Annotated in this window: 29 protein-coding genes and 1 pseudogene; 8 read left to right on the top strand and 22 right to left on the bottom strand. The window is 62.7% G+C overall.

What is annotated here, in order from left to right; all coding sequences use genetic code 11:
• The first annotated feature begins 9 nt into the window (after positions 1-9).
• Positions 10-633, top strand: a complete 624-nt coding sequence (yjgA, locus tag KQH60_RS03560) for a ribosome biogenesis factor YjgA (protein ID WP_237575187.1) — start codon at positions 10-12, stop codon at positions 631-633.
• On the top strand, positions 617-1,246 hold the full coding sequence (gene mog, locus KQH60_RS03555; RefSeq protein ID WP_237575186.1) for a molybdopterin adenylyltransferase: 630 nt from the start codon (positions 617-619) through the stop codon (positions 1,244-1,246). Before yjgA ends, mog begins: the two co-directional genes overlap by 17 nt.
• 66 nt (positions 1,247-1,312) lie before the next feature.
• On the opposite strand, the gene orn is transcribed toward mog, so the two are convergent.
• Complete coding sequence (gene orn / locus KQH60_RS03550) at positions 1,313-1,927, bottom strand: oligoribonuclease (RefSeq protein ID WP_237575185.1); 615 nt, start codon at positions 1,925-1,927, stop codon at positions 1,313-1,315.
• A 110-nt stretch (positions 1,928-2,037) separates the two neighbouring features.
• Between orn and KQH60_RS03545 the strand changes: the two genes are divergently transcribed.
• Together KQH60_RS03545 and rsgA are read left to right on the top strand one after the other, a co-directional pair.
• Entirely contained in the window at positions 2,038-3,291 is a 1,254-nt protein-coding gene (locus KQH60_RS03545; RefSeq protein WP_237575184.1) for a M48 family metallopeptidase, read from the top strand.
• Complete coding sequence (gene rsgA, locus KQH60_RS03540) at positions 3,288-4,262, top strand: ribosome small subunit-dependent GTPase A (protein ID WP_237575183.1); 975 nt, start codon at positions 3,288-3,290, stop codon at positions 4,260-4,262. Before KQH60_RS03545 ends, rsgA begins: the two co-directional genes overlap by 4 nt.
• Positions 4,263-4,293: 31 nt before the next feature.
• Here the strand turns inward: rsgA and KQH60_RS03535 are convergent, their stop codons facing one another.
• From KQH60_RS03535 to rpsP, 6 genes are all read right to left on the bottom strand, one after another.
• Positions 4,294-5,232 (bottom strand): CobD/CbiB family protein, encoded by a 939-nt coding sequence (locus KQH60_RS03535; protein WP_237575182.1) that lies wholly within the window; start codon positions 5,230-5,232, stop codon positions 4,294-4,296.
• A 167-nt stretch (positions 5,233-5,399) separates the two neighbouring features.
• Positions 5,400-6,074: a CoA pyrophosphatase gene (locus tag KQH60_RS03530; protein WP_237575181.1), complete on the bottom strand. Its 675-nt coding sequence runs from the start codon at positions 6,072-6,074 to the stop codon at positions 5,400-5,402.
• Between the two features lie 62 nt (positions 6,075-6,136).
• Positions 6,137-6,526: a 50S ribosomal protein L19 gene (gene rplS, locus KQH60_RS03525; RefSeq protein WP_237575180.1), complete on the bottom strand. Its 390-nt coding sequence runs from the start codon at positions 6,524-6,526 to the stop codon at positions 6,137-6,139.
• Between the two features lie 124 nt (positions 6,527-6,650).
• Entirely contained in the window at positions 6,651-7,424 is a 774-nt protein-coding gene (gene trmD, locus KQH60_RS03520; RefSeq protein WP_237575179.1) for a tRNA (guanosine(37)-N1)-methyltransferase TrmD, read from the bottom strand.
• An 11-nt stretch (positions 7,425-7,435) separates the two neighbouring features.
• On the bottom strand, positions 7,436-8,092 hold the full coding sequence (gene rimM, locus KQH60_RS03515) for a ribosome maturation factor RimM (protein ID WP_237575178.1): 657 nt from the start codon (positions 8,090-8,092) through the stop codon (positions 7,436-7,438).
• Between the two features lie 96 nt (positions 8,093-8,188).
• Entirely contained in the window at positions 8,189-8,443 is a 255-nt protein-coding gene (rpsP, locus tag KQH60_RS03510; RefSeq protein WP_237575177.1) for a 30S ribosomal protein S16, read from the bottom strand.
• Positions 8,444-8,597: 154 nt separating this feature from the next.
• Between rpsP and KQH60_RS03505 the strand changes: the two are divergent.
• Positions 8,598-8,693, top strand: a pseudogene (locus KQH60_RS03505) (glucose dehydrogenase); the annotation flags it as partial.
• Between the two features lie 132 nt (positions 8,694-8,825).
• The gene (locus KQH60_RS03500) at positions 8,826-9,335 is read left to right on the top strand and encodes an NINE protein (protein ID WP_237575176.1); all 510 of its coding nucleotides are present in this window, start codon (positions 8,826-8,828) and stop codon (positions 9,333-9,335) included.
• A 229-nt stretch (positions 9,336-9,564) separates the two neighbouring features.
• On the opposite strand, the gene KQH60_RS03495 is transcribed toward KQH60_RS03500, so the two are convergent.
• Positions 9,565-10,053 carry an Lrp/AsnC ligand binding domain-containing protein gene (locus tag KQH60_RS03495; RefSeq protein WP_237575175.1) on the bottom strand — a complete coding sequence of 163 codons (489 nt, stop codon included), beginning with the start codon at positions 10,051-10,053 and terminating at the stop codon, positions 9,565-9,567.
• Between the two features lie 128 nt (positions 10,054-10,181).
• On the opposite strand from KQH60_RS03495, the gene KQH60_RS03490 reads away from it, so the two are divergent.
• Positions 10,182-11,474 (top strand): D-amino acid dehydrogenase, encoded by a 1,293-nt coding sequence (locus KQH60_RS03490; protein WP_237575174.1) that lies wholly within the window; start codon positions 10,182-10,184, stop codon positions 11,472-11,474.
• Positions 11,475-11,659: 185 nt separating this feature from the next.
• Here the strand turns inward: KQH60_RS03490 and KQH60_RS03485 are convergent, their stop codons facing one another.
• The 6 genes from KQH60_RS03485 to KQH60_RS03460 form a co-directional block, all read right to left on the bottom strand.
• Positions 11,660-12,592 (bottom strand): electron transfer flavoprotein subunit alpha/FixB family protein, encoded by a 933-nt coding sequence (locus tag KQH60_RS03485; protein WP_237575173.1) that lies wholly within the window; start codon positions 12,590-12,592, stop codon positions 11,660-11,662.
• 43 nt (positions 12,593-12,635) lie between these two features.
• Complete coding sequence (locus tag KQH60_RS03480; protein ID WP_237575172.1) at positions 12,636-13,385, bottom strand: electron transfer flavoprotein subunit beta/FixA family protein; 750 nt, start codon at positions 13,383-13,385, stop codon at positions 12,636-12,638.
• A gap of 382 nt (positions 13,386-13,767) precedes the next feature.
• Positions 13,768-14,562, bottom strand: a complete 795-nt coding sequence (locus KQH60_RS03475; RefSeq protein ID WP_237575171.1) for a MetQ/NlpA family ABC transporter substrate-binding protein — start codon at positions 14,560-14,562, stop codon at positions 13,768-13,770.
• Between the two features lie 88 nt (positions 14,563-14,650).
• Positions 14,651-15,304: a methionine ABC transporter permease gene (locus KQH60_RS03470; protein WP_237575170.1), complete on the bottom strand. Its 654-nt coding sequence runs from the start codon at positions 15,302-15,304 to the stop codon at positions 14,651-14,653.
• On the bottom strand, positions 15,294-16,328 hold the full coding sequence (locus KQH60_RS03465; RefSeq protein ID WP_237575169.1) for a methionine ABC transporter ATP-binding protein: 1,035 nt from the start codon (positions 16,326-16,328) through the stop codon (positions 15,294-15,296). The genes KQH60_RS03470 and KQH60_RS03465 overlap by 11 nt, the downstream gene beginning before the upstream one ends.
• 299 nt (positions 16,329-16,627) lie before the next feature.
• The gene (locus KQH60_RS03460) at positions 16,628-17,551 is read right to left on the bottom strand and encodes a histone deacetylase family protein (protein WP_237575168.1); all 924 of its coding nucleotides are present in this window, start codon (positions 17,549-17,551) and stop codon (positions 16,628-16,630) included.
• A gap of 348 nt (positions 17,552-17,899) precedes the next feature.
• Between KQH60_RS03460 and mltB the strand changes: the two genes are divergently transcribed.
• On the top strand, positions 17,900-19,063 hold the full coding sequence (mltB, locus tag KQH60_RS03455) for a lytic murein transglycosylase B (protein ID WP_237575302.1): 1,164 nt from the start codon (positions 17,900-17,902) through the stop codon (positions 19,061-19,063).
• Positions 19,064-19,065: 2 nt separating this feature from the next.
• On the opposite strand, the gene cysM is transcribed toward mltB, so the two are convergent.
• The 8 genes from cysM to KQH60_RS03415 all read right to left on the bottom strand — a co-directional run bounded on the left by cysM (position 19,066) and on the right by KQH60_RS03415 (position 26,128).
• The gene (cysM, locus tag KQH60_RS03450) at positions 19,066-19,968 is read right to left on the bottom strand and encodes a cysteine synthase CysM (RefSeq protein WP_237575167.1); all 903 of its coding nucleotides are present in this window, start codon (positions 19,966-19,968) and stop codon (positions 19,066-19,068) included.
• A gap of 86 nt (positions 19,969-20,054) precedes the next feature.
• Positions 20,055-20,384: a helix-hairpin-helix domain-containing protein gene (locus KQH60_RS03445; protein WP_237575166.1), complete on the bottom strand. Its 330-nt coding sequence runs from the start codon at positions 20,382-20,384 to the stop codon at positions 20,055-20,057.
• Positions 20,385-20,464: 80 nt separating this feature from the next.
• The gene (rfaD, locus tag KQH60_RS03440) at positions 20,465-21,451 is read right to left on the bottom strand and encodes an ADP-glyceromanno-heptose 6-epimerase (RefSeq protein ID WP_237575165.1); all 987 of its coding nucleotides are present in this window, start codon (positions 21,449-21,451) and stop codon (positions 20,465-20,467) included.
• Between the two features lie 19 nt (positions 21,452-21,470).
• Positions 21,471-22,514 (bottom strand): D-glycero-beta-D-manno-heptose-7-phosphate kinase, encoded by a 1,044-nt coding sequence (gene rfaE1 / locus KQH60_RS03435; RefSeq protein WP_237575301.1) that lies wholly within the window; start codon positions 22,512-22,514, stop codon positions 21,471-21,473.
• A gap of 7 nt (positions 22,515-22,521) precedes the next feature.
• Entirely contained in the window at positions 22,522-23,922 is a 1,401-nt protein-coding gene (locus KQH60_RS03430; protein WP_237575164.1) for a UDP-glucose/GDP-mannose dehydrogenase family protein, read from the bottom strand.
• 77 nt (positions 23,923-23,999) lie between these two features.
• Positions 24,000-25,175: a lipopolysaccharide assembly protein LapB gene (lapB, locus tag KQH60_RS03425; RefSeq protein WP_237575163.1), complete on the bottom strand. Its 1,176-nt coding sequence runs from the start codon at positions 25,173-25,175 to the stop codon at positions 24,000-24,002.
• A 34-nt stretch (positions 25,176-25,209) separates the two neighbouring features.
• The gene (locus tag KQH60_RS03420) at positions 25,210-25,503 is read right to left on the bottom strand and encodes a lipopolysaccharide assembly LapA domain-containing protein (RefSeq protein ID WP_237575162.1); all 294 of its coding nucleotides are present in this window, start codon (positions 25,501-25,503) and stop codon (positions 25,210-25,212) included.
• Between the two features lie 295 nt (positions 25,504-25,798).
• Positions 25,799-26,128 (bottom strand): integration host factor subunit beta, encoded by a 330-nt coding sequence (locus KQH60_RS03415; protein WP_237575161.1) that lies wholly within the window; start codon positions 26,126-26,128, stop codon positions 25,799-25,801.
• Between the last annotated feature and the right edge of the window lies 1 nt (position 26,129).

Here is a 26,129-nt window from a genome sequence, read left to right as displayed (position 1 = left end):
AATACGCGCATGACGCGCAAGACACGAACCACGGCGGCGACGCAACCGCTCGCCGACCACCAGGGCGGCCGCGATGATACGCGACCGAGCAAATCGCAACTCAAACGGGAAATGACGGCGCTGCAGGCGCTCGGCGCCGAGATTGTTGACCTGCCCAAGGATGCGCTCAAGCGCATGCCGTTACCCGAGGACCTGGCCGACGCGATACACGAGGCGCGCCGCATCACGGACCATGAAGGCAAGCGGCGGCAATTGCAATATGTGGGACGGCTGATGCGCGGCCTTGCGCACACCGACGTGGCGGCGCTGCGCAACGCGCTGGACACCTACAACGGCACGAACAAAGCCGAGACGGCGCGATTGCACTGGATCGAGCGCACCCGCGCGCAGTTGCTCGAGAGCGACGAGGCGCTGACCGAGTTTCTGCGCGCCCATCCGGGCGCCGACGTCCAGCAAGGCCGCACGCTGATCCGCAATGCGCGGCGCGAGGCGGCTCAAGGCAAGCCGCCGCGCTATTTCAGAGAACTGTTCCAGTGGATCAAAGAGGTGACCGGCAATGCAGATCCGCGCGCCGAACACGCTGGAATTTCCGCTTCTTCCGACGACGAGCAAGACGATGACAACACCGCATGAGCGCGCCGACAAACTGGTCGTCGGCCTGGTTTCGATCAGCGACCGCGCCAGTGCCGGGGTCTACGAGGACCAGGGCATCCCCGCGCTACAGGCATGGCTGAGCGACACGCTCACCAGTGCGTGGCGGGCGCACACACGGCTGATCGCCGACGATGCAGCCACCCTCTCACGCACGCTGATCGAGCTCGTGGACGAGGCCCGCTGCAACCTCGTGCTCACTACGGGGGGCACCGGCCCCGCCCGGCGCGACGTCACACCCGAGGCCACGCTGGCGGTGGGCACTCGGACGATGCCCGGTTTTGGCGAGCAAATGCGCCAGATCAGCCTACATTTCGTGCCGACGGCGATTCTGTCGCGCCAAGTAGCGGTCATTCGCGAAACGGCCGATCATGCGGCGCTGATTGTGAACCTGCCTGGTCAACCGAAGTCGATCCGTGAAACGCTCGAAGGGGTGCGCGACGCGCAGGGGAACGTCATCGTCAATGGCATCTTCGCCGCCGTGCCGTACTGCATCGACCTGATCGGCGGCCCGTATATCGAAACCGACCCGGCGCATGTCGTCGCATTCCGGCCCAAGAGCGCGATCCGGCAAAAGTCGCCGGCCGCAACCTGAGCGCGGAACGCACGGTCCCGGCCAGTTCGGCCAGCCCCGACCAGCGCTGCTGACTCAGCCAACGAGTCAGCACACCGGCGGCATTGTGGCGACGTCGGGCGCGCGCAGGAAATGCTCACGGTAGTACTTCAATTCGTCGATCGACTCATGGATGTCGGCCAGCGCGGTATGCAATGCACGCTTCTGGAATCCCCTGTAGACTGCCGGCTGCCAGCGGCGGCACAGCTCCTTGAGCGTGCTCACGTCGAGATTGCGGTAGTGAAAGAATGCCTCGAGCTCCGGCATCCAGCGCGCCATGAAACGACGGTCCTGGCAAATCGAGTTGCCACACATTGGCGACTTACCGGCCGGCACGTATTGCGACAGGAACGCGAGCAATTGCGCGGCCGCGTCAGCTTCGGTGACCGACGATGCACGAACCCGTTCGATCAAGCCCGAGCGGCCATGCGTGCTCTTGTTCCATTGGTCCATCGCATCCAGCGTCGAATCCGACTGATGGATCGCCAGCACCGGACCTTCAACGGCCACCGCCAGGTTCGAATCGGTGACCACCACCGCGACCTCGATGATCCGATCGGTGTTCGGCAGCAAGCCGGTCATCTCCATATCCAGCCATATCAGGTTGAATTCACTCTTGGCCAGCACGGGTTGGCCACCGGGTTGCTGCAGGTCGGGACTCATTCAAACGCCTTAAAATGGATTCCTCGCTATTTTGCCCGAAGCGCCGTAGCGGCGACACTCGTGGCGAACGTGCGAGAATAGACGCATTACAGCCTTCCCACGGATAACGGATGTTTACGATCCTTTTTGTCGTCGCGCTCGTTGCGATGATCGCCACCCGGCTGTGGCTCGCGAGCCGACAGATCCGGCACGTCGCCGGCCATCGTAATGCGGTCCCGGACGGGTTCCGCGACACGATTTCGCTGCAAGCTCACCAGCGGGCGGCCGACTACACGGTGTCGCTGACGCGGCTCGCGATGCTCGAAATCGGCGTGGGCGGCGCATTGCTGGTCGCGTTGACATTGTTGGGCGGCCTGCAATGGTTGGATACCCTACTCAGTGGGTGGCTGGGTCGCGGATATGCGGGTCAAATTGCACTGGTGGCCACGGTCGCCGTCATCATCGGACTGGTCGATTTGCCATTTGATTATGCGCGGCACTTTGTCATCGAGGCACGGTTCGGCTTCAACAGAATGTCACGCAAGCTTTTTTTTGCCGACCTAGTGAAGGGAACGTTGCTCGGCGCGCTGTTCGGCCTGCCGCTGGTGTTCGTCGTGCTGCGGCTCATGCAGCAGGCCGGCGCGATGTGGTGGATCTGGGCGTGGCTCGTCTGGGTCGCGTTTAGCATCGGCGTGCTAATCCTATATCCGAGCGTGATCGCACCGCTGTTCAACAAATTCGAGCCGCTGACCGACGCATCGCTGCGTGAGCGCATCGAATCGTTGATGCACCGCTGCGGCTTCGCCGCCAAAGGGCTGTTCGTGATGGACGGCAGCCGGCGCTCCGCACATGGCAATGCCTACTTTACCGGCTTTGGCACGGCCAAGCGGATCGTGTTCTTCGACACGCTGCTCAGCCGGCTCGATGGCAGCGAGATCGAGGCAGTGCTGGCGCACGAACTCGGTCATTTCAAACACCGGCACGTGCTGAAGCGCATGATCATCACGTTTGCATTGTCATTCTTGCTGCTTGCGTTGCTCGGCTGGCTCGCCCAACGTCCGTGGTTCTACACGAGCCTGGGCGTTATGCCGTCGATGACCGGCTCGAACGACGCGCTTGCCTTGATTCTGTTCTTTCTCGTGATGCCGGTCTTTCTGTTTTTTGTGACGCCGCTCACCAGCCTATCATCGCGCAAGCATGAGTTCGAGGCCGACGCCTTCGCTGCGACGCAGGCACGCGCGCAAGCTTTGGTCAGCGCGCTGGTCAAGCTCTATCAGGACAATGCGTCGACGCTGACACCCGACCCGGTCTACTGCGCGTTCTACTATTCCCACCCGCCCGCGGCGCAGCGCATCGAGCGGCTGCTGGCACACACGCGCGCATGAGCAGCCGTACAGCGCGCGGCGCACCGCATCGCACGGCCTCGGCAACACAACGCGGCAACGATCACGACCGGATAGGGGGAGGCGGCAAGGGCCGGGTCATCGCCGCGCACGGCCGGCATTATGTGGTTCAACCCGACAATGGTAGCTCGCTACTGCAGTGCTTTCCACGCGGCAAAAAAAGCGAAGTCGCAGTGGGCGACCGCGTCAGCTTCGAGGTGACCTCCGCAAACCAGGGCGTCATCGTCGCGGCCGATGCGCGACGCAACCTGCTTTTTCGCTCGGACCAGTTCAAGTCGAAGCGCTTTGCCGCTAATCTCGATCAATTGCTGATCGTACTGGCCACCGAGCCGCATTTCAGCGAGGATCTGCTCGGCCGCGCGCTGGTGGCCGCCGAAGCGCATCAGCTCGAGCCAGTGGTGCTGTTGAACAAAGCCGACTTGCTCACTGCACTGCCGCTTGCCCGTGAACGTATCGCATCCTACGCGGCACTCGGCTACCGGATCGTCGAGGTGTCCGCGACCGGTGCCGCCGACGCCGCGCACGCCGCGCTCGCACCGCTGCTCGCCCATCGCGCTACCCTGCTGCTCGGCCAGTCCGGCATGGGCAAGTCGACGCTGGTGAATCTGCTGGTGCCGCACGCAAACGCCGCGACGCGCGCCATTTCATCGGCACTGAACAGCGGCCGCCATACCACCACGTTCACTCGCTGGTATGCGTTACCGAACGGCGGGGCGTTGATCGACTCGCCGGGCTTCCAGGAGTTCGGGCTGTATCATTTGACCGAAGGCCAACTCGAACGCGCCTTCCCCGAATTCCGCCCGCTGCTCGGCGGTTGCCGCTTCTACAATTGCCATCATTTGCACGAGCCGGGTTGTGCGATATTGGACGCGGTGGCGCAAGGCCGCGTCGCGCCAGCGCGCCATGCGTTGTATGCGCAACTGCTGCACGAAGCAAGCCAGGTGGTCCGATAGCGTGCCGTGGATGCGTCACGATGCCGCTCGTTTAGCCGGCCCACACCGCCACGGTCAGCATCAGCAACAACAGCATCCATAGGATGACGGCGCGCCAGACGAGGCCCACCGCCGATTGCAGTGCCCGCGGCGTGCAATCCTCACCCACCGGCACCGGGCCGCCATCGGTGGAAGACAGCGCGTCGACACTGGACGGCTCGGCTAGCGGGCCCGCCAGCCGAGCCCCTAGTGCGCCGCTGCCGGCAGACAGCAACACGCCCTCGTTGGAATCCGGCCACTGCTGCGAGGTATTGCGCCAAGCGTAAATCGCGTCCTCGAAGTTGCCAACAATCGCGAAACCCATGGCGGTCAGCCGCGCCGGCATCCAGTCGATGAGAAAGAACGCCTGCCGCGCAAACGCGGCAAATGCTGGCGTGCGCTCCGATACCGTATCGTTCCAGGTGCGCGCCAAATGCTCAGCCACCCGATAGAGAACAGCACCGGCAGGTCCGATCGGCACGACGAACCAGAAGAACACACCAAAAACATGCCGGTGCGAAGCGATCACCGCGCGAATCAGCGTATGGCGCACGACCTCGGTCACTGGCATATCGACTGTATCCAGGCCAGTCCATTGCGCGAGGATTTCACGCGCACGCGGCACGTCATCGTTGTTTAGCGCGAGATGAATGTCGGTGAAATAATGGCTGAACTGTCGGAAGCCGAGCGTCAAATAGACGACCACCACATTCCAGAGGAACGCCAGTACGAAACTGATCCGATACAACAGGTAGTAGATCAGCGCGACCACCAAGGTCCACGGAACAGCGACGGAAAGCCACGCAAGCAATCCGTGCTTGCGCTTGCCAGCATCGAACGCTTGCCCCGCACTGGTCGCGTGATAGTGAAGCAGCATCGACACAGGATTGTGCGGCGACAGCGCCCGCAACTGTTCAATGATCAGAGCCAGCAATACGGAAAAAAAGGTCATGCGCAGCGCCGTAATACGGTTTGGGACAAGGGTACCGATAAAGATGGCGTAAAGATAGCACAGTGCCTCGGCCCGACGCTCACTGATCTGGACCCTGTTACGCAAACGCGATAGACAACAGGTGGACAACGCGGATCATGGCGCGACGCGCGGCGGGATACCGGCTGCTATGCGGCTAGGAATCGATATAAGTTGCGCAGCATGCCTGCGGTGGCGCCCCAGATGAAATAGTCACCGCGGCCGTTCAATCGTGGATACGGCATTGCAAAAAAACGGCGCTCCACATTTTCCGAGCGGAAAACGCGTATTTGATGATGGGACGGATTCATCAGAAAGGCGAGCGGCACCTCGAAAATTTCTGCCACTTCATAGCCGTCAGCCACCGTTGAAAAGGGTAGATGGACCAAGCCGACGACCGGCGTGACATGAAATCCCGTGCCGGTCAGATACTCGGGCAACGTCCCCAACACCTCGACGCAATCCCCCGGCAGGCCGACTTCTTCCCGTGCCTCACGCAACGCCGTCGCGGTCGCGTCTGCATCATCCGGCTCGCATCGCCCGCCTGGAAAACTGACTTGCCCAGCATGGTCAGTCAGCCTGTCTCCGCGCTGCGTCAACAACACCGTGACGTCGTCGCGAATCACCAACGGCATGAGCACCGCGGCCTGCCGTGGATCGCCGCGCGTCCATCGCGCCTCATGCGGCTCCGGAGTCCAGTTAAGTTCTTGCTGGAACCGCTCGCGCAAGCCGTGCGGCGTCAACCGACCTGGGGCAACCGGCGCCAAGTGCGTATCGCTCGACTCGACGGGCAGCAACTCAGGATTGAAGATCAGCCGGCTCATGGTGCAATAGGCTCATCAACGAAAAAAGCACCCCGTCGGGGTGCTTTTTTCCGGTGCTGCGCTTACTCTTGGGACGCTGCGCGTTCCTTTTTGTAAGACAGCTTTTCTTTGATCCGAGCGGACTTGCCCGAACGCTCGCGCAGGTAATACAGCTTCGCACGCCGCACGTCGCCACGGCGCTTCACAACAATGCCCGCGATCAATGGCGAGTACGTTTGAAACGTCCGTTCGACGCCTTCGCCCGACGAAATCTTGCGGACGATGAACGACGAGTTCAGGCCACGATTGCGCTTGGCGATCACCACGCCTTCATACGCTTGTACACGCTTGCGATTGCCTTCGACCACGTTCACGTTGACTACGACCGTGTCACCCGGCCCAAAGGCTGGGATGGTCTTGCCCGCGAGCACGCGCTCGATTTCTTCCTGCTCGAGTTTTGCAATCAGATTCATCACTGACTCCTGTAACCATCTTGCCGGCGTTTTCTTACCCCGATCACGATCGAGGTCCCGGTAGAGGATGGGTTGACTTCCGGCAGCCGGCTCCGGCCACCGCCTTGCCCTCGCACACCGGCCATCAATGCTCCGATGCCACGAGGGTTGCGAGCCATGCCTCATCGGCACGACTCAACATCTTGTTACGCCGGGCGCGCTCAATCAGATCGGGGCGCTTGAGCAGCGTATTGCGCAGCGCCTCGCGACGCCGCCACAGTTCGATCTGCGCATGGTGCCCGCCGAGCAGCACGTCCGGCACCCGCATGCCCTGATACTCTTCCGGGCGTGTGTAATGCGGGCAGTCGAGCAGCCCATTGACGAAGCTGTCCTGCATGGCCGACTGCGCATCGTTCAATACACCAGGCAACTGCCGAATCACCGCATCCATCAGGGCCATCGCAGGCAACTCACCCCCCGACAACACAAAATCGCCGAGGCTCACTTCGTCGTCCACCTCGTGATCGATCAGCCGCTGGTCGATCGCCTCGTATCGACCGCACAATACGATCAACCCAGGCAGCGCCGCATACTCGATCACCTTGGCGTGGTTCAGTGGACGGCCTTGCGGCGACATCAGCACGACGCGCGCGCGATACGGCGGTGACCCGGTCTCATCCGCGCATTGCGCCTCCCGGGCGGCAGCGATCGCATCGGCGAGCGGCCGGGCCAGCATCACCATGCCGGGACCACCGCCGTACGGACGATCATCGATCGTCCGGTAGTTGTCCGTCGTGAAGTCGCGGGGATTCCACGTACGCAACGTATAACGCTGTTGCTTGGCGGCCCGGCTGGTAATCCCCCAGTCGGTCAGGGCGCGAAACATTTCCGGGAACAGCGTGATGACATCGAATTGCATCGCGCGCTCCATCAATAGTCCATCCCCCAGTCGACGACGATGCGTCGATCCGACGGATCGACCGTTTTCACGTAAGCGTCGACAAACGGAATCAGCCGCTCCGCCTTCGTGATACGCCCGTCCCGCCCGATCTCATCGTACTGCACGCGCAGAATTGAGTGTGCGCCGTTATCAATCAGGTCTACGACCTGGCCCAGCGCGTCACCGGACGCGCTGACGACCGCCAAGCCAATCAAATCGACCCAGTAGTACTCGTCACGCCCGAGCGCCGGAAAATCCGCGCGACGCACGTGCACCGTGGCGCCGCGCAGCGCAAGCGCCTGATCACGATCCGCGCACCCGGCAAGTTGCACGACCACGGTAACGCCATGCGCCTTGCTCGACACGACCTGTGCCGCACGGCACACGCCGCCTTTGACGAGCCACCACGAGCTTGCGCACAGCAGCGCACCGCCACTCGAACCGACGCCGGCATGCGGCGTGATCTTCAACCAGCCCTTGATACCGTAGGCATCGACAACCGCACCGACCTCGATTGCGTCGTCCGGCAACGACGTCACGCGCTCGATACCGGACTCGGACGAGCCCGCGCGGCCATCCCCTTTCACCGGACGGCGCACAAAAGGGCCAAACGACACAGGCCGACGCGACGACGCACGGGTTGCCATTCGATCACACGCTAGCGCTTGGCCACTCGCGTACCGCGCTCCAACGGATGCCACGATACCGCATTCGGTGTATGCCGCCGGCCCGCATTAAGCTGGTTACGCGGACGGTTGCGCAGCTTGCGCTTGCTTGACCAGGCGGGCCACGGTCGGCGACAGCTGCGCGCCGACACCTTGCCAGTACGCCAGGCGGTCTTGCGTGATACGCAGCGATTCGCCCTTCGTCGCGACCGGATTGTAAAAGCCGACGCGCTCGATGAAACGGCCGTCGCGGCGATTGCGCGAATCGGTTGCAACGATATTGTAGAACGGGCGCTTCTTCGAGCCGCCACGAGCCAAGCGGATGATGACCATGCTGTGTCCTTACCTAAATAGCCTGGGTATTGACCAACAACACCCGGGTTTTCGATCTGCCGAAACGCGCGATTATAACCTGAAAATGGCGCCCCAACCAATACTTACCGCGTCGGTGACGGCGCGGGTGGCCGGCGTGCTTGCGTGCCACCCCACCGCGGCGCTGCCGCCCAAGCGCCAACATGGCTGGAAATTCGTTGCGTTTGGGTCAAACAACCCACGCTATGTGCCAATCGGCGCACCATGCAACGCTACCGCGTCGCGCGGGTAACGCTGGGCGATGCCGGTGTCCTCTAGCCAGCGCCCTCTATCGCGTCACATACGCGAGGCGCTGACGGCACGACGTACAATATCGGCCCTGTCATCGTATTCCTTGCCCGCCATGTCCACCTCTTCCCGCGTGCGCTCCGACGGCCGCGTGCCGCCGGCCCCGCCACCCCGGTTCAAGTCCAAAACCCGCGCCGCCCTTGCCGCGTTCCTGCTCGGTTCGCTCGGCGCCCACCGGTTCTACCTGTATGGCTCGCGCGACGCGCTGGCATACTTGCATATTGCCGCGACGGCGCTCGGCGTCGTCGGCGTGCAATGGCTCGTCACGACGCAGCGAACATCCATCGCCGGGTGGTGGCTCTCGGTACCGGGTGCCGTCTCGCTCTTGGCCGCGTTCCTCGCCGCGATCATCTATGGCTTGCGGCCGGACGATCAGTGGGACGCCCGCTTCAACCCACACGGCGATCACCCGAGCCATTCCGGCTGGGGTGTCGTGTTCGTTGTGATCCTATCGCTGTTCATTGGCGCGATGTTGCTGATGGGCGCGCTGGCGCTGGCGTTCCAGACCTACTTCGAAGCAACCGTCCAGCCGTTGAGCTGTGTCGGCCTCGGCGCGCTAGCTTGATCGTATGATCAGTTGATCGCGGCGCCGCTCATGACGGCGCCGCGCTTTAGCCGAACAGGCGCTTGCGTGCCGCCCGCTCAAAGCGCTGCTTGAGCAACTCGCCCCCGGGCCCTTCATCCGCGTGCCGAACGATGCGTCATCACAGCGGCGCGATGGGCAACGCGTCACCAGCAGGCGATGCTGTCGGTTCGACCCAATACTGGATACTGCACACCTAACCTATACAGCATTACTCACGCGCCGCAACCGTCAACGTCTCCTTGACTTCCTCCATCACGACATAGCTCTTGGACTGCACCGCCCCGGGCAATTGGAGCAAGATGTCACCCAGTAACTTCCGATAGTCGGACATCTCGCCGATGCGCGCCTTGATCAAATAGTCGAACTCGCCGGAGACCAGGTGGCACTCCAATACCTGCGGAATGCGCTCGACCTCGCGTCGGAACTGGCCGAACATGTTGCCGCTTTTGTGATCCAGCGTGAGCTCGACGAAGACGAGCAGACCGGCGCCAAGCTTGGCCGGATCCACCCGGGCATAGTAGCCAGTGATCACACCGTCGCGCTCCATGCGCCTGACGCGCTCGATACACGGTGTAATAGACAATCCAACACGCTCGGCAAGGTCCTTCATCGCCATGCGCCCATCGGACTGCAACAAGTTCACTATTTTGTGGTCGAGCTTGTCGAGCACTCGCACAGGCTGCCTCTGCGTTCTCATGATTTATAACTAAAAACCATAAAAATAAAATAACAATACCTGGATGACTCGCAATAGGATAGGCGCGTTTTCTACTAATCCGCCGACTTGCAGCACTCAGTCGGGATCCAAGCGAATCGGAGCATCGCATGCGTGTCATCGTCCTAGGCAGCGGCGTGGTCGGCGTAGCAAGCGCCTATTATCTGGCGCGGGCAGGCCATGAAGTCACCGTGCTCGACCGCGAGTCAGGCCCCGCCCTGGAGACCAGCTTCGCCAACGCCGGCCAGATCTCACCGGGCTATGCCGCGCCATGGGCGGCGCCGGGCGTGCCGCTGAAGGCGCTCAAATGGATGTTTCAGCGGCACGCGCCACTGGCCATTCGACTCGACGGCAGCGCATTCCAACTCCAATGGATGTGGCACATGCTGCAGAACTGTACCGCCAGCCGGTACGCCACCAACAAGGGCCGGATGGTACGACTGGCCGAGTACAGCCGCGACTGCCTGCAAGCGCTGCGCGCGCAGACTGGCATCGCGTATGAAGGGCGCCAAGGCGGCACGCTGCAGGTATTCCGCACGCAGGCGCAGTTGGACGGTGCCGCGAAGGACATCGCGGTACTCGAAGACGCAGGCGTTCCGTATGAGCTGTTGTCGAGCGCCGAGTTGGGCAAGGCCGAACCGGCGCTGCAGCACGTCGCTCACAAGTTGACCGGCGGATTGCGACTGCCCAACGACGAAACGGGTGATTGTCAGCTTTTCACGACGCGACTGGCGCAATGGGCCATGTCACTGGGCGTGCAATTCCGGTTCGACACGCCAATTGACTCGCTCGCGATCGCCGGCGGCCGAATCGCCGGCGTGCAATGCGGCTCCGAGCTGCTGCGCGCCGACGCTTACGTCGTCGCGCTGGGCGCGTATTCGACCCGCCTGCTGGCCGGCATCGTCAAGATCCCGGTTTATCCGCTCAAAGGCTATTCGATCACCGCACCGATCGTCGACGTTGCCCGTGCGCCCGTGTCCACCGTGCTGGACGAGACGTACAAGGTGGCCATCACCCGGTTCGACGACCGCATCCGCGTCGGCGGCATGGCCGAAATCGTCGGTTTCGATACGTCGCTGCGCGATGCGCGTCGCCACACGCTCGAGAGGTGCGTCAACGACCTGTTCCCGGGCGGCGGCGACACGATGCAGGCAAGCTTTTGGACCGGCTTGCGGCCGATGACCCCCGACGGCACACCGATCGTTGGTCGCACGCCGGTGCCCAACTTGTTCCTCAATACCGGTCACGGCACGCTCGGCTGGACCATGTCGTGCGGATCGGGGCAATTGCTCGCCGATTTCATGTCCGGCAAGCGACCCGCGATTCAGGCCGACGACCTGTCCGTGCATCGCTATCTCGCCGACGGGATCGGCTCGCCCTGCCCCGCCTACGCCGGCGCGTGAGCGTGCAGGTCCGCAGCCGCCAATCGATCATAAGCAACCTGCCATTGGCGGGCGGAACATAACGCATCGCTGCGTCGCCCGATTGAGGTGCGGTCCCGTCATATGGCGGCGCAGAGACGACAACGAGCGCACGATGCGCCCCTTCCGCCAAGGCCGTCGCGTGCATCACGCGACGGGCCAGCCGCTCATAACGCGTTGACCAGTTCCGGCACCAACGTGAACAGATCACCTACGAGGCCATAGTCGGCAACGCTGAAAATTGGCGCCTCCGCGTCCTTGTTGATCGCCACGATGACCTTGCTGTCCTTCATGCCGGCCAAGTGCTGGATCGCACCAGAAATCCCTACCGCGATGTACAGTTGCGGCGCAACGATCTTGCCGGTCTGCCCCACCTGATAGTCGTTCGGTACGTACCCCGCGTCGACTGCCGCGCGCGAAGCGCCCAGCGCGGCGCCGAGCTTGTCAGCCAACGGCTCGAGCACCTGCGTATAGTGTTCGCCGCTGCCCAACCCCCGTCCGCCCGACACGATGATCTGTGCGCTAGTCAGTTCCGGGCGCTCCAGCTGGGTCACCTCGCGACTCACGAAACTCACGCCGGGCACCGCCGGCGCCGCATCGATCGCCTGCACCGGCGCGCTGCCGCCGTCGGCGGCGACCGGATCAAACGCCGTGCCTCGTACTGTGATGACCTTGATCGGATCCGCCGATTGCACCGTTGCGATAGCGTTACCCGCATAAATCGGCCGCTCGAACGTGTCCGTGTTCACTACGGCCGTAATGTCGCTCAGTTGCGCCACGTCCAACTTGGCGGCAAGACGAGGCGCCACGTTCTTGCCATAGGCGGTCGCTGGCAGCACGATGTGCGTGTATTCACGCGCGATCGTCAGCGCCGTCGCCTCGACGTTCTCCGCCAATCCTTCACCGAGTTGCGGCGCATCGGCCAGCAGCACCTTCGCGACTCCAGCCACCTTGGCTGCCGCGTCGGCCGCGCCAAGCGCGTTGTGTCCCGCCACTAGCACGTGGATTTCGTCGCCCAGTTTCTGCGCGGCCGCTACCGTGTTCAGCGTCGCTGCCTTGAGCGCCGCGTTGTCGTGTTCTGCGATGACCAGTATCGTCATGTCTGCCTCTTTGCGCGTTGTCCGTTACAGTACGTTTGCTTCGCTACAGTACTTTTGCTTCGTTCTTGAGCTTATCGATCAGCGTGGTGACATCGGGCACCTTCACACCCGCGCTGCGCTTGGGCGGCTCGGCCACCTTCAGCGTCTTGAGCCGCGGCGCCACGTCCACGTTCAGGGTCTGCGGCGTCACGGTCTCCAGCGGCTTTTTCTTCGCCTTCATGATGTTGGGCAACGTCACATAGCGCGGCTCGTTCAGCCGCAAGTCAGTGGTCACCACCGCCGGCAGCGTCAATGACAGCGTCTCAGCGCCGCCGTCCACTTCACGCGACACTGTGGCGCGTGCGCCTTCAACCGTCATCTTCGATGCAAACGTGGCCTGCGGCCAGCCGGCCAACGCGGCCAGCATTTGCCCGGTCTGATTCGAGTCGTCGTCGATCGCTTGCTTACCGAGGATGACAAGTTGCGGCTGCTCCCGCGCGACCAGCGCGTTAAGCAGCTTGGCGACCGCCAGCGGCTGCAACGCCTCTTGGGTTTCGATCAGGATTGCTCGGTCCGCGCCGATCGCCAGCGCGGTGCGCAGCGTCTCCTGGCACGCCCCTCCCCCCGCTGATACCGCGATCACTTCCGTGGCCACGCCCGCTTCTTTCAACCGCACCGCTTCTTCCACCGCGATCTCGTCAAACGGGTTCATCGACATCTTCACATTCGCCACGTCTACGCCCGTGCCGTCCGATTTCACGCGGACCTTCACGTTGTGGTCGACCACTCTCTTGACCGGCACAAGAACTTTCATTCCACGCTCCAAAGTTACGAATACGGCCATCCATCAACGGCCATTATAACGACGAACGGTCGTTCGAAACCCGTCACATCAGGCTTTCCGAGGGCTGGGCGCGTGCGGCGACACGCGTCACGAGCCCGTCACCGCATTTTAAAGAACGGTCGTTCTATTTTAAGGGTAAAAAAGACCGGCGAGAAGCCGCCAGCCTGACTCGAACCTCTAGCCCGGACGCCCGATTATGGAGGCCACGACGGAGCAATGCGGATTACCGCGGCCCCTTCGACAACCGTAGCCCCTTCGACAACCGTAGCCCCTTCGATAACCGCAGCCCCGATCCAGGCACAGCCGCAGCCATCGTTGCCATTGCCACAAGCATGGGCCGACGACGCAAGGGTCACCACCCGGCCGTCACAGCATCACCGTATCGGCTATCAATGTACTGCTTGACTTCCGGCGAATGGTACGCAGCGACCAGCTTCGCAACCCATGGCTTGTCGCGATCAGCCTGGCGCACCGCGAGAATGTTCACGTATGGACCATTCGCGTCTTCGATTGCGATCGCATCCCGCCTGGGCCGCAGGCCCGCCTCCATTGCGAAATTCATATTGATCGCGGCCGCGTCAACATCGGCTAGCGAGCGCGGGATCTGCGCCGCGTCCAATTCGATGAGCTTGATCTTTTTCGGGTTCTCGACGATGTCTAGCGGCGTGGCCTTCAACCCCGCGTCCGCGCGCAGCTTCAACATGCCGAGCTTTTGCAACAATAGCAGCGCGCGCCCGCCGTTGGTGGGGTCATTCGGCACGGCAATCCGCGCGCCACTGGACAGGTCCCTCAACGAGTTGACCTTTTTCGAGTAGATGCCCATCGGGAACATCACCGTATCGGCGACCTTGACGATTTTGTAGCCACGGTCCTTGACCTGCGCGTCGAGATAGGGCTGATGCTGGTAGCTATTCGCATCGAGGTCGCCGGCAGCCAGGGCGGCATTGGGCTGCACGTAGTCCGAAAATTCAACAATCTGGAGGTTTAGCCCGTTCTTGGCCGCGACCTTCTTCACGACTTCGAGGATCTGCGTGTGCGGGCCGCCGGTCACGCCCACCTTGATCCGATCTTGCGCGCGCGCAGCGCCCATCAAGAGCGCTGTGATCCCCAGTGCCGCAACCAGCTTGATCATGAAACGGCGTTGCATCGATCCTCCCCTTTCTTTGAGTCAGCATGGGACTTCTCACCCCGCGGCGGCGCGTGCTGGCCGACCGCCGCGCATCTGCGCCGTACCGCTATTTGTGGCTAAGCCGGCGCACCAGGTAATCGCCGAAGGACTGTACCAACTGCACGAAGACAATCAACACGAGCACCACGGCGAGCATGACTTCGGGTAGGAAGCGCTGATAGCCATAGCGGATGCCCAGATCGCCCAGGCCTCCACCCCCGATCGCCCCCGCCATCGCCGAGTAACCCACTAGCGATACGAACGTCAACGTCAAGCCCGCGACGATACCGGGCCAGGCCTCAGGCAACAGGACCTTGAACACGACCTGCGACGTGCTTGCCCCCATCGCCTGCGCGGCTTCTATCAGGCCACGATCCACCTCGCGCAACGCGGTCTCGACCAAGCGCGCGACGAACGGCGCGGCGGCGATCGTCAGCGGCACGACGGCGGCGCCGGTGCCGATCGACGAGCCGACCACCAGGCGGGTGAGCGGAATCACCGCCACCAGCAAGATAATAAAGGGCGTGGAGCGTACGGCGTTGATCACCATGCCAAGCACGCGATTGAGCATCACGTTCTGCAGCATGCCACCGCGCTCGCTCAAATGCAGCAGTACGCCGAGCGGCAAACCGATTGCGCCGCCGATCACCCCGGAAATGCCAACCATGATCAGCGTCTCCCAGAACGACTGCACGAACATGTCGAACATCTCACTCCACATAGTTTATTTCCTCGACGATGACACCTTGCTCGCGCAGAAAAGCCATGGCTTTTCCGACATTGCCGGGCTCGCCACTGGCCAGCACGGCAAGCGAGCCGAACGCTTGACCTTGGATCTCGTCGATCTGGCCATGCAGAATGTTGAAATCGAGCGCATATCGCCGGATCGTCTCGGACAGCACCGGCTGCTCGACACCGCGGCCCGAGAACGCGAGCCGGAACAAATGGTCGCGCCCCGCCTCCAGCCGCTGCTGGACCCCAGCCTTGAGCGCAGGCGGCAATTCCTGCGCAATCACGTCGCCGATCAGCGCGCGCGTGACCTCGTGGTGCGGTTTCAGAAAGACATCGATCACGTTGCCCTGTTCGACCACGCGCCCCGCGTCGAGTACCGCGACGCGATCGGCCACTTGCTTGACCACCTCCATCTGGTGAGTGATCAACACGACCGTCAACCCCAATTCCCGATTGATTTGGCGCAGCAGTTCCAGTATCGAGCGCGTGGTTTCCGGGTCCAGCGCCGACGTCGCCTCGTCCGACAGCAACACCTTTGGCTGGCTCGCCAACGCGCGCGCAATACCGACACGTTGCTTCTGCCCACCACTGATCTGCGCCGGGTACCGGTCCCGCTGCGCGGACAATCCGACCAACTCCAGCAACGGTAACACGACCTTGTCGATCTCCATGCGCCGCTTCCCCGCCAACTCCAGCGGCAATGCGACGTTGCCGTAGACCGTGCGCGAGGATAGCAGGTTGAAATGCTGGAAAATCATGCCGATTTCGCGCCGCGCCGCGCGCAGGCCATCGGCGGACAACGCGGTCAAGTCGTGACCATTGACGATCACGCGGCCCTCGCTGGGTCGCGTCAGCAAGTTAATGGTGCGCACCAGCGTACTCTTGCCCGCGCCGCTACGCCCGATGATGCTGAACACTTGGCGCGGCGGCACCGTGAGCGTAACGTTGTGCAGCGCTTGCACCCACCCTCGGGGTCCGGGGAAGCGCTGCGAGATGTTGTGCAGTTCGATCATGGAGAATGAAAAAACGGCGGATGACCGTCTCGTTGCTACAGTCCGCCACCGCAGTGATCCCGTCTTTTCGGCCGACGATTCTATCAAACTGCCACATAGCTGGAAATAATTGTTTTTAGCCCATTTATAACCCACGGAAATTAAACCCGCACACCGATATCCGTCACGCTACAGCCGCGCGTGCAAGCATTGACACGACGCTGCTTGCGCGCGACGACGCGACGCTGCTGGCCTGGCTTGATGCGAAGTTGGGCGCGACCCCATGGCGCTGCAGGCCGCCGACCTACGGATAACAGGCGCTACAGACTGGCCAGCGCTTTCAGGTGCGCAACGACGCTGCGGCCGAGCGCCGACAGGTTGTAGCCACCCTCCAGGCAACTGACGATGCGCCCGTTCGCGTGACGCACGGCGACATCGCGCACTTGCCGCGTGATCCATGCGTAGTCACCCTCGATGAGCCCCATGTTGCCGAGTTCGTCCTCGCGGTGCGCGTCGAAACCGGCCGATACGAATATCATCTGCGGTCGGAACGCATCAAGCCGTGGCAGCCAGATCAAGTCGATGGCCTCGCGTACCTCCATGCCCCGCGTGCGGGCCGGCATGGGCACATTCACCATGTTCGGCGCCTGATTGTCAAAACCACTGAACGGGTAGAAAGGATGCTGGAAGAAGCTGCACATCAATACCCGCTCGTCGCCAGCGAATGCGGCTTCGGTTCCGTTGCCGTGATGGACATCAAAATCAATGATCGCCACGCGCGCCAGCCCGTGCACGTCCAACGCATGACGCGCCGCAATCGCGACATTGTTGAAGAAGCAAAAACCCATTGCCCGAGCCGGTTCGGCATGATGGCCGGGCGGACGCACGCTGCAAAAGGCATTGTCGTAGCGGCCCGCAATGACCGCGTCCGTGGCCGCCACCGACGCGCCGGCGGAGCGCAACGCCGCTCGCCAGCTATGAGGATTCATCTGCGTATCAGCGTCGATTTCCGCATAGCCCTGCTCAGGTGCAGTGCCGCGCACAAAATCGATGTGCGCGCGCGTATGGACTCGAGCAAGCGACGCTTCGTCCGCCAACGGGGCCAACTCGTGTTGGATCAGCGGATTGATGCCGTTGGCAATCAGCTGATCCTCGATTGCGGACAAACGCGCCGGGCATTCCGGATGCCACTGACCCATTTCGTGCAGCCGACATTCCGGGTGGGTGAAGAAACCTGTTGCCATCGCAATACGGTCGGTTGGGTTATAAACGCGCCCGCGACGCGCCGCCTTCTTGACACGCGCCTTCTTGTTGGTCCCGGCCACCGCATACGGCGACCTTTTGATTAAGTTACCACACCACCCTCGGTTATACTGCGTTGACCTTGTCCACCCGGCGTGCCGCCCTTTGCGCACCGACGCATTGCCTAGCCAACACCAACGCACTGCCGTATTCGTTCGCTGCTTTACTTGCCACGCCTTGCCATGACTGTCTTGTCTGTCTTGTTCAACCTACTGTCGTGCCGCCGTTGTCCCCGTTCCCAATCGAGACCCCATCGCGTGATGACCCGCGGGCCACAGGCGTTGCTGCTCATGTTCGCCACCGCGCATGGCGCGGCGCTCGCCGCGCCGATCAGCACGGCGCCAAGCGACGCTCGGCCGATGATCGTCGCCCAGGCGCGAGCGCAGGCACCGGTGCCGCCAGGCCAGACGTTCGAGGAGGAAATCGTACCGCAGCGCTATGCGGCCAATCCGAATGTCGATGCATTCATCAACGACATGGTCGCCCGGTACGATTTCGATTCGAACGCACTGCACGCGCTGTTCAACCAGGCCGTGTATTCGAAAACCGCGGTCAAGCTGGTGCTTCCCGCTGCGACGCCAACGATCAAGGATTGGCAGGCATACCAAGCACGCTTCATAGAACCGATGCGCATCAACGCGGGGGTGAAATTCTGGCAGCAAAACGCGGCGGTACTGCAACGGGCCAGTGAACAATTCGGCGTGCCGCCAGAAGTGATCGTCGGCATTATCGGCGTCGAAACATTGTATGGCCGGTACATGGGCAACTTCCGCGTGCTCGACACGCTGACCACCCTCGCGTTCGATTATCCGGACACGCCCAATCGCACGCAACGCATGGCGCTGTTCCGCAAGAACCTAGAGGACTTCCTGGTCTGGACCCGCAGTGCCGGCATCGACCCGACCACGGTGCTGGGCTCCTATACGGGCGCAATCGGCATCCCGCAGTTCCTGCCGAGCAGCATCATCGAATACGCGCTCGATTATGAGGGCAATCACCGTATCGACTTGCGCAACAGCCCGGCCGATGCAATCGGCAGCATCGCAAACTATCTGAAGCAGCACGGCTGGGAAAGCGGCCGGCCGGTCATATGGCACATTTGCGCGGATGCCGGCAGCATTGGCATTGCGCAGGCCGCCGCGGACGGACAGGCCGCCCCCCGCTGGACGCTGCAACAACTGTTGCGCGCCGGCATGCTGCTCGACGAACACGGCGTCGATACGGCGAGCGAAGCCGGGACACCCGTGGCCGTGGTCGAACTGCCCACCCCCGGGCAACCCACGCAATACCTGCTCGGGTTAAGGAATTTCTACGTGTTAACTCGCTACAACCGCAGCTTCTTTTATGCACTGGCGGTGTATCAACTGGGCGAACGGGTCAAGGCGCAGATGCAAGCCCTTTCCGCGACGACGCTTCGGCCGGCGGCATCCGCTGCGCCGTCCGCGCTGCAGTAGCGCTACGCGGAGAACACGCCTGTGGACAGGTAGCGGTCGCCGCGGTCGCAAACGCAGAACACGATCGTCGCATTCCGCGTTTGCCGCGCGATGCGCAGCGCGACCTCGCAGGCGCCACCGGACGAAATACCACAGAAAATGCCTTCGACGGCGGCCATCCGGCGCGCCATCGCCTCCGATGCCGGCTGGCTCACGTTCTCGATGCGGTCCACTCGCGCGCGCTCGAAGATCTTCGGCAGATACGCGTCTGGCCACTTGCGAATGCCCGGGATACGGGAACCCTCGTCCGGTTGCGCGCCGATGATTTCGATGCGCACGTTCTGCTCCTTCAGGTATTGCGACACGCCCATGATCGTGCCAGTGGTGCCCATAGCCGAGACGAAATGCGTAACACGCCCATCGGTATCACGCCAGATCTCTGGCCCGGTGCCCTCGTAGTGTGCAACCGGGTTATCCGGGTTGGCGAATTGGTCGAGTATCACGCCCTTGCCGTCGCGCTGCATTTGCTCGGCCAGGTCGCGTGCATACTCCATGCCGCCCTTGACCGGCGTCAGCACAATCTGCGCGCCATACGCGGCCATGCTCTGCTGACGCTCGACCGACAGATCCTCCGGCATCAATAGCACCATCTTGTAGCCCCGGATCGCTGCAGCCATTGCTAGCGCGATGCCCGTGTTGCCGCTGGTCGCCTCGATCAGCGTATCCCCGGGCTTGATGCGACCGCGTTGCTCAGCCTTGCTGATCATCGACAGCGCGGGACGGTCCTTCACCGATCCGGCCGGATTATTTCCCTCGAGCTTGGCCAGAATCACGTTGCCCCGGCTGCGGATGTCGTCGTCAGGCAGCCTGACCAATTGAACGAGCGGCGTGTTGCCGATTGTGTCTTGAATTGTTTTATAAGCCATGGCTGCACTTGTACGGGAAGGTAGCAATTTTTTATTGTAAAGCGCAACCCCGCACGCGCGCTCGCACCCCGTGGCGGCCATGCGGGTTACCGCGCGGCCGCGGCTGCAGGCGCGCAGTGCCACTGCGGCGGCGCGGCATCGAAAACCAAGCCCTGTGCCTGCCACTTCGCCACCGACTTCGCACCCACGCGCTTGACGCGTCGCACGAGGTCGTCTGCACTGCTGAACGGTCCGTGCGCGTCCCGGGCCTCGATAATGGCCTGCGCAGTGGACGGACCGATCCCATGGATCGCCTGCAGCATCGCGTCATCCGCGGCGTTGATCTGCACGCGTGGCGACGCTGCGGCTAAGCCCGCGGCCAACCACAGCACCACCGCCATGCGCGGCGCGTTTAGCGTATTCAAAAGCGTACCCATCGAATCCCCCGACGAACTCGCGCCGGCGGACATCGCCGACACAGGCTACCAGTCTACGAAGAACGGGGGTGCCGCCACAGTCAGCCGTTCAGCCAGCGCACGTAGCGCGCCACGCCTTCCTGCACGGTCAAAAACGGCGCCTCATAGCCGGCAGCGCGCAGCTTAGTGAGGTCAGCCTGGGTAAAGCACTGGTACTTGCCGCGCAGTGCGTCCGGAAATGTGATGTACTCGATCGTGCCATCCTGGACCAGTTCGGGAAGCGACAACGCTGGCTTGCCATCCAGCTCGCGCAACGTGTTGACGACAGTCATCGCAATATCGTTGAACGGTTGCGCACGGCCCGTGCCAAGGTTGAAGATGCCCGACTTATCTGGATGATCGAAGAAGAACAGGTTCACCTTGACGACGTCCTCGACGGACACGAAATCCCGCGTCTGTTCGCCGGCCGCATAGCCATTGTATTCACCGAACAGCTTGACGTGGCGTTGCGCACGAAACTCGTTGAAGTTATGGAACGCCACCGACGCCATGCGCCCCTTGTGCGTCTCGCGAGGACCGTAGACGTTGAAATAGCGAAAGCCGACGATCTGGCTTGCTGCGTCGGGCAGCATACGCCGTACGACCTGGTCGAACAGAAACTTTGAATAGCCGTAGACGTTCAACGGGCTTTCAGCGCCCCGCTCCTCGACAAACTTCGTCGAACCGCCGTAGATCGCCGCGGACGATGCGTATAGGAATTGTGCGCGCTGCCCGACGCAGGCCTCCAGCACCGCGCGGCTGTACGTGAAATTGTTGTCCATCATGTAGCGCCCGTCTGTTTCCATTGTGTCGGAGCACGCGCCTTCGTGAAATACCGCACGCACCTTGCCGAAGTCATGACGGCGCAAGCGCTCGACAAACTCGCGCTTGTCGATGTAGTCGTCGATCTCGCAATCGACGAGGTTGCGGAACTTATCCGCGCGCGTCAGATTGTCGACGGCGATGATTCGGCGTTCACCGCGCTCGTTCAATCCTTTGACGATGTTGCTGCCAATGAAGCCGGCCGCGCCGGTAACGATGATGGTCATGAATTGCGCATCCGTGGAATCAGGTCAGACAGGGGCCGCACATCAGTGCCGATGCCGGCTCGTCGGGAAACAGTTCGTCGTAGCTCACGAGCGCGGTACCGAGCTTGCCGACCACGATGCCGGCGGCGCGATTCGCATGGCGAACCGCTTCGGCAAGCGGCACGCCGGCGCCGAGCATGGCCGCCAACGTCGCGATGACCGTGTCGCCCGCGCCCGACACGTCATACACTTCGCGTGCGCGCGCCGATTCGTGCAGCACGCCGGCATCGGTAAACAGCGTCATGCCCTCTTCCGAACGGGTCAGCAGCAATGCGCGAAGCTGCAGCGACGCGCGCAATGCATCCACGCGCGCATGCAGGTCAGCCTCGGACTTCCAGCGGCCAACGATCTCGGTCAATTCCGCCCGGTTCGGCGTGATCAGCGTGGCACCGCGGTAGCGCGCCCAGTCGTCTCCCTTCGGGTCGACCAACACGGGCTTGCCGGCCGCCCGCGCGGTCTCGATCATACGCGTCACGTGGGTTAAGCCGCCTTTCGCGTAATCGGACAACAACACGACATCATGGCCGGGCAGCAGCGTCTCGAACTTCACCAGTCCAGCCAGTAATACCTCGTGCGCCGGCGTCTTTTCAAAATCGATCCGCAGCAATTGTTGCTGGCGTGACAGGATGCGCAGCTTGATCGTCGTCGGCAACGCGGGGTCTCGCTCCAGGTGGGCGTTCACGCTGCTCTCGCCGAGCAACTCGACGATACGCTCGCCCGGCTCGTCATGTCCCACCACACACAGCAGTCCCGCCTGAGCGCCAAGCGCCGATACGTTGCACGCGACGTTTGCGGCACCGCCCAGGCGATCCTCCGTGCGCTGCACGTGGACAACGGGCACCGGCGCCTCTGGCGAGATCCGTGTGACATCACCGAACCAATAGCGATCCAGCATCACGTCGCCGACGACCAGCACGCGCGACGCGGCGAGCCGTGGCCGCCGCACAGTCGGCACCTGCTGCGCTGCGTGCGCCGCGCCGAGGGTAGCGGCTTGGGCCGCGGCATGCAGCGTAGCGCGCGAAATCGGCTTGTCAGACACGCTGCGCCTCGCTGAACGTTGCGTTGGCCGGCACCGCGCCGCGGCCAATCGCGTGGTATTCGATGCCGAGCTCGGCCATCGCATCGGGCTCGTACAGGTTGCGTCCGTCGAACACCAACGGCGCCTTCAGCGCGCGCTTGAGCGCGTTGAAGTCCGGGCTCTTGAACGCCTTCCACTCGGTCATGATCACCAGTGCGTGCGCGCCGTCCACCGCCTCGGCTTGCGTATTGGCGAACGACAGCCGCGCCTGCGCTTGTGGCTCATCCCGCAGATCCAGCGCCAATACCCGCTGCGCCTCCTGCATCGCTACCGGGTCGTACGCGCGCACCGTCGCCCCGCGTCTGAGCAGCGCCGTGATCAACGTGCGGCTCGGCGCCTCGCGCATGTCATCCGTATTCGGTTTGAACGCCAGCCCCCACACCGCCACCGCGCGCCCGCTCAAGTCCTGTCCTAGCCGCGCCGTGATCTTGTCTACCAGCACGCTCTTTTGCGCCTCGTTCACGGCCTCCACCGCCTCCAGGATCCGCAGCGTGCGCCCATACTCGCCTGCCGTGCGCATCAGCGCCTGCACGTCCTTCGGAAAGCACGAGCCGCCGTAGCCCGCCCCCGCGTACAGAAAGCTGTAGCCGATGCGCGGGTCCGAGCCGATCCCCCGGCGCACCGCCTCGATGTCCGCCCCCACCCGGTCCGCTAGGTTCGCCAGTTCGTTCATGAACGAGATCCGCGTGGCCAGCATCGCGTTGGCCGCATACTTAGTGAACTCCGCCGAGCGAACGTCCATGTACATCGTGCGCTCGTGGTTCCGGTTGAACGGCTTGTACAGCCGCTTCATCTGCTCGCGCGCGTACTCGCCGGCCTCGTCCTTGTCGCTGCCGATCACGATCCGGTCCGGACGCATGAAATCGTCCACCGCCGCGCCCTCCTTCAAGAACTCCGGATTGGACACCACCGAGAAACCGTGTCCCACTGCGCGCCGCGCCAACTCCTGGGCCACCACCGCGCCCACCCGCTCGGCCGTGCCCACCGGCACCGTTGATTTGTCCACGATCACCTTGAAGCCCTGCATGTGCCGGCCAATGTTGCGCGCCGCTGCCAGCACGTATTGGAGATCCGCCGAGCCATCCTCGTCCGGCGGCGTGCCCACCGCGATGAACTGCACCTCCCCGTGCGCCACGCTCGCCTCCACCTGCGTGGAGAACTGCAACCGCCCCGCCGCGCGGTTGCGATCGATCAGCTCCTTGAGCCCCGGCTCGTGGATCGGCACGCCCCCGCCATTCAAAGTCTCGATCTTGCGCGGATCCACGTCCAGGCAGAACACGTCGTTACCCAACTCCGCCAGGCACGCGCCCGTGACCAGGCCGACATAGCCCGTGCCAATAATGGTGATTTTCATGCTTATTCAAATCCGATGAGATTCACGGTCCTTTTGCCAGGGCCGCACGCCGATCACGCTCGGCGTGTCGTGCACCGTCAAGTCGCCGACGCGATCGGCTCGACCCGCCGCGGCGCATAGGTTTCCCAGCCGCTGCAGCCGGGGCACTGCCAGTAGAATAACCGCGCCCGGAAGCCGCAATTCTGGCACGTATATCGCGGCAGGTTCTTCGTGCGCTGCCGGATCAACGTGCGCATCAGTTCCAACTCGCCCTTGCGGGGCGGCTCGGCCACTGCGATCTGCGCTTCCAGCAGCCGCGTCATGCCTGCCAAGTTGGGCGACTTCTGCATCTGCGCACGCGCCAGCGCATGCGCAGCATCCGCGCCGCACTGATCGGCGATGTGCGGGTAGGCGGCGTCGAGCAGATCGCTCGACGGATACGACTCGACATAGCGCATCAACAGCGTGGCGCCCTGCGCTGGCTGGCCGGTCGCCGCATACGCTTGCATCAGCTTGTCGGCAACCAGCGGCAAGTAGGCGGGATTCTGCTGCTCGACCTGTCGCCAATGCTCAAGCGCCCGCATCGGCTCGTGACACGCCATCTCAACATCGCCACTCAAGATCGTCGCGCGCACATTGTTCGGGTTACATCGCAGCGCCTGTTGCAATGCGTTGCGCGCATCGTCTATCCGCTTATGCTGCAACGCTTCCTGCGCGAGCTCGCAGTGGAAGTGCGAAATCTCCTTGCCCAGCGGTGGCACGCCCATCGCTTCGATCCGTTGCGCCGCCTCGATCGCCTTGTGCCAGTCCTTCTCAATTTCGAAAAGGGTCAACAGCGCCCGCAACGCACCGAGTGCGTAGCCCCCACTGTGCAACCGCTGGAAAGTCTCTTCCGCCCGATCGAGCAGCCCGGCCTTCAGGAAGTCCTGGCCAAGCTCGTACAACGCATGGTCGCGCTCGTTGGCCGGCAAATCCTCACGCGACAGCAGATTTTGATGAACCCGGATCGCGCGTTCCGTCTCACCGCGCCGACGAAACAAATTACCCAACGCAAAGTGAAGCTCGGTCGTCTCCGGATCTAGCTTCACCACTTCGATGAACGCATCGATTGCTTGATCTGGTTGCTCATTGAGCAGGAAATTCAAGCCCCGGAAGTAAGAGCGCGGCAAGTTCGCGCTCTCGGACAACAGGTGTTTCAGGTCATGGCGGGCCGCGACCCAGCCCAGCCCGAAGGCCATCGGGATGATGAGCAACCACCAAAAATCAAGATCCATGAATGTGATTCGTTGGGCGCGCGCGTCAGACGCGTCAGATGATCGGCGGCATTGGCGGCTCGTCCGCCGTCACCGGTGCCTGCCGGGCGGTCTTCAACTCGCGCTTGAGGCGGCCGTTTTCGAGCCGCAGCCGAAGCACCGCCGGCAGCGCCGACACCAGCCCGGCAAGCAGGCCGACCACGAAGAATGCGAGCCCGATCACGATCAATGGCACATTCCACGTATAGCCAGCCAGGAAGTTCAGTGTCACGCCTTGCGTGTTGGCAAGCGCCAGCACCAGCAGCAACACGAATACGATGACACGGATCAGCCAGACAATGAGCTTCATGGGCAATCTCGATGACGGCGACCTGACAGCGGATCGCCAGCGAATTAGACAAACAACCCGCACCCGCGCATCGGGTGGCCGGCTGTGGCAGGGAACCGGACCGTGGCCGGGGACCGGGAAAATGCCCGTATTGTAATGGAAGCGCTCGCACTCACCTACTAGCGCGCCCAACGGCATGCGTGTTTGGCCACATCCGGCCGCCAGCGCCGTGCAATGCCAGGCCAGTAAAAGAAAAAGCGCCAAATGGCGCTTTTTCCATGATTGCCGAAACAGCAGGTTTTCCCCGATATTGACGTCATGCGTCGTCCGACACCTGAACGCCGTCGGCCTTCATCGGTTGGCCGGCCTTGCCATCGACCCGCTCGCGCAACTCCTTGCCCGGCTTGAAGTGCGGCACCCATTTCTCCGGGACCTGGACTCGTTCGCCAGACTTGGGGTTGCGTCCGACCCGGGCCGGACGACGATTCAGTGCAAAGCTGCCAAAGCCGCGTATCTCGATGCGATGACCATTGGCAAGCGCGTCGGACATCGCATCGAGCATCGCCTTGACTGCGAAATCCGCGTCCTTTAAAACAAGTTGCGGAAATCGCAGCGCCAGTTGAGCGACCAACTCGGATTTGGTCATG

Origin of the sequence: Mycetohabitans sp. B8 (genome assembly GCF_021991875.1) — a bacterium.
GTDB lineage: Bacteria > Pseudomonadota > Gammaproteobacteria > Burkholderiales > Burkholderiaceae > Mycetohabitans.
The sequence above is the reverse complement of the archived record's forward strand: the minus strand, read 5'-3'. Positions and strand labels throughout refer to the sequence as shown.

Excerpts from the sequence above, each read along its gene's own strand:
- yjgA (WP_237575187.1), top strand. The coding sequence starts at position 10 with ATGACGCGCAAGACACGAACCACGGCGGCGACGCAACCGCTCGCCGAC.
- mog (WP_237575186.1), top strand. The coding sequence starts at position 617 with ATGACAACACCGCATGAGCGCGCCGACAAACTGGTCGTCGGCCTGGTT.
- orn (WP_237575185.1), bottom strand. The coding sequence starts at position 1,927 with ATGAGTCCCGACCTGCAGCAACCCGGTGGCCAACCCGTGCTGGCCAAG.
- KQH60_RS03545 (WP_237575184.1), top strand. The coding sequence starts at position 2,038 with ATGTTTACGATCCTTTTTGTCGTCGCGCTCGTTGCGATGATCGCCACC.
- rsgA (WP_237575183.1), top strand. The coding sequence starts at position 3,288 with ATGAGCAGCCGTACAGCGCGCGGCGCACCGCATCGCACGGCCTCGGCA.
- KQH60_RS03535 (WP_237575182.1), bottom strand. The coding sequence starts at position 5,232 with ATGACCTTTTTTTCCGTATTGCTGGCTCTGATCATTGAACAGTTGCGG.
- KQH60_RS03530 (WP_237575181.1), bottom strand. The coding sequence starts at position 6,074 with ATGAGCCGGCTGATCTTCAATCCTGAGTTGCTGCCCGTCGAGTCGAGC.
- rplS (WP_237575180.1), bottom strand. The coding sequence starts at position 6,526 with ATGAATCTGATTGCAAAACTCGAGCAGGAAGAAATCGAGCGCGTGCTC.
- trmD (WP_237575179.1), bottom strand. The coding sequence starts at position 7,424 with ATGCAATTCGATGTCATCACGCTGTTCCCGGAAATGTTTCGCGCCCTG.
- rimM (WP_237575178.1), bottom strand. The coding sequence starts at position 8,092 with ATGGCAACCCGTGCGTCGTCGCGTCGGCCTGTGTCGTTTGGCCCTTTT.
- rpsP (WP_237575177.1), bottom strand. The coding sequence starts at position 8,443 with ATGGTCATCATCCGCTTGGCTCGTGGCGGCTCGAAGAAGCGCCCGTTC.
- KQH60_RS03500 (WP_237575176.1), top strand. The coding sequence starts at position 8,826 with ATGTCCACCTCTTCCCGCGTGCGCTCCGACGGCCGCGTGCCGCCGGCC.
- KQH60_RS03495 (WP_237575175.1), bottom strand. The coding sequence starts at position 10,053 with ATGAGAACGCAGAGGCAGCCTGTGCGAGTGCTCGACAAGCTCGACCAC.
- KQH60_RS03490 (WP_237575174.1), top strand. The coding sequence starts at position 10,182 with ATGCGTGTCATCGTCCTAGGCAGCGGCGTGGTCGGCGTAGCAAGCGCC.
- KQH60_RS03485 (WP_237575173.1), bottom strand. The coding sequence starts at position 12,592 with ATGACGATACTGGTCATCGCAGAACACGACAACGCGGCGCTCAAGGCA.
- KQH60_RS03480 (WP_237575172.1), bottom strand. The coding sequence starts at position 13,385 with ATGAAAGTTCTTGTGCCGGTCAAGAGAGTGGTCGACCACAACGTGAAG.
- KQH60_RS03475 (WP_237575171.1), bottom strand. The coding sequence starts at position 14,562 with ATGCAACGCCGTTTCATGATCAAGCTGGTTGCGGCACTGGGGATCACA.
- KQH60_RS03470 (WP_237575170.1), bottom strand. The coding sequence starts at position 15,304 with ATGTGGAGTGAGATGTTCGACATGTTCGTGCAGTCGTTCTGGGAGACG.
- KQH60_RS03465 (WP_237575169.1), bottom strand. The coding sequence starts at position 16,328 with ATGATCGAACTGCACAACATCTCGCAGCGCTTCCCCGGACCCCGAGGG.
- KQH60_RS03460 (WP_237575168.1), bottom strand. The coding sequence starts at position 17,551 with ATGGCAACAGGTTTCTTCACCCACCCGGAATGTCGGCTGCACGAAATG.
- mltB (WP_237575302.1), top strand. The coding sequence starts at position 17,900 with ATGTTCGCCACCGCGCATGGCGCGGCGCTCGCCGCGCCGATCAGCACG.
- cysM (WP_237575167.1), bottom strand. The coding sequence starts at position 19,968 with ATGGCTTATAAAACAATTCAAGACACAATCGGCAACACGCCGCTCGTT.
- KQH60_RS03445 (WP_237575166.1), bottom strand. The coding sequence starts at position 20,384 with ATGGGTACGCTTTTGAATACGCTAAACGCGCCGCGCATGGCGGTGGTG.
- rfaD (WP_237575165.1), bottom strand. The coding sequence starts at position 21,451 with ATGACCATCATCGTTACCGGCGCGGCCGGCTTCATTGGCAGCAACATC.
- KQH60_RS03430 (WP_237575164.1), bottom strand. The coding sequence starts at position 23,922 with ATGAAAATCACCATTATTGGCACGGGCTATGTCGGCCTGGTCACGGGC.
- lapB (WP_237575163.1), bottom strand. The coding sequence starts at position 25,175 with ATGGATCTTGATTTTTGGTGGTTGCTCATCATCCCGATGGCCTTCGGG.
- KQH60_RS03420 (WP_237575162.1), bottom strand. The coding sequence starts at position 25,503 with ATGAAGCTCATTGTCTGGCTGATCCGTGTCATCGTATTCGTGTTGCTG.
- KQH60_RS03415 (WP_237575161.1), bottom strand. The coding sequence starts at position 26,128 with ATGACCAAATCCGAGTTGGTCGCTCAACTGGCGCTGCGATTTCCGCAA.